Annotated in this window: 1 protein-coding gene; it reads left to right on the forward strand. The window is 67.0% G+C overall.

From position 1 onward, the window contains the following. On the forward strand, positions 1-1,108 hold a 1,108-nt coding region (ccmI, locus tag A2I95_RS40695; protein WP_291737985.1), incomplete at its 5' end, for a c-type cytochrome biogenesis protein CcmI. Positions 1,109-1,147 lie beyond the last annotated feature (39 nt).

Raw genomic sequence — 1,147 nt, forward strand, 5'->3', positions numbered from 1 at the left:
GCGCGAGGTGGACAAGGACCTTGCCCGCGGCGTCATCAATGCAGGCGACGCCGACCGCATCCGCACCGAGATTTCCCGCCGCATCCTGGCCGCCGATACCCAGCTGCAGCAGGCGCAGTCAGGCCGCTCGCAACCCCGCACCCTGTCGCTGGTCTTTGGCATAGCGACAGCGCTGCTGATCACCGGCGGCACCCTGGGGATCTACTGGCAGCTGGGCGCGCCGGGCTATGGCGACCTAGGCCTGAAGGACCGTATCCAGCTGGCAGGCCAACGCGCCGAAAACCGCCCCTCTCAAACCGAGGCTGAGGCCGAAGTACCCGCCCTGCCCAAGCCGCAGGTCGAGGAAGGTTACGTCACACTGGTGGAGCAGCTGCGCAAGACGGCTAGTGAACGCGCGGACGATGCCCAGGGCCAGGCCCTGCTGGCGCAGCACGAGGCGAACCTAGGTAATTTTCAGGCCGCCTATGCTGCCAAGACCAGTTACATCCGGCTGGCAGAGGGTCAGGTCAATGCCCGCGACTTCACTGAACTGGCCGAGTTGAAGATCATGGCCGCCGGCGGCTATGTCTCGCCCGAGGCCCAGGCCGACCTGCAGAAAGCACGCGCCATTGATCCCGCACACGGGCCTGCCCGCTATTACTGGGGCCTGATGCTGGGGCAGATCGGCCGCCCGGACCTGGCCTACCGCGAATGGGCGGCAACCCTGCGTGCAGGCCCCGCGAACGCCCCCTGGATCAAGGGCATCCAGGGTCAGATCGAGGAGATGGCCTTTCGCGCCGGTGTTGAGTACCAGCCGATTGCACCCGGCGGCACCACCGCCCCCGCCCTGCCCGGCCCCAGTGCCGAGGATATGGCCGGCGCCAGCGAACTCAGCGCTGAGGACCGGCAGGAGATGATCCGCGGCATGGTCACCCGGCTGTCGGACCGGCTGGCAACCGATGGCGGCTCGGCAGAAGAATGGGCCCGGCTCATCGGCGCCCTCTCGGTCCTTGGCGACACTGACCGCGCCCGCACCATCTATGATGAGGCCCGTGATGCCTTTGCCGCCGATCAGGAGGCGCTGGCGCTGCTGGAAACCATCGCAGCACAGGCGGGGATTGCACAATGATCCACGATGTTTTCGAAGATTTCGCCGCTGCCCTGCCGC

This window comes from Leisingera sp. F5, from assembly GCF_001593695.1.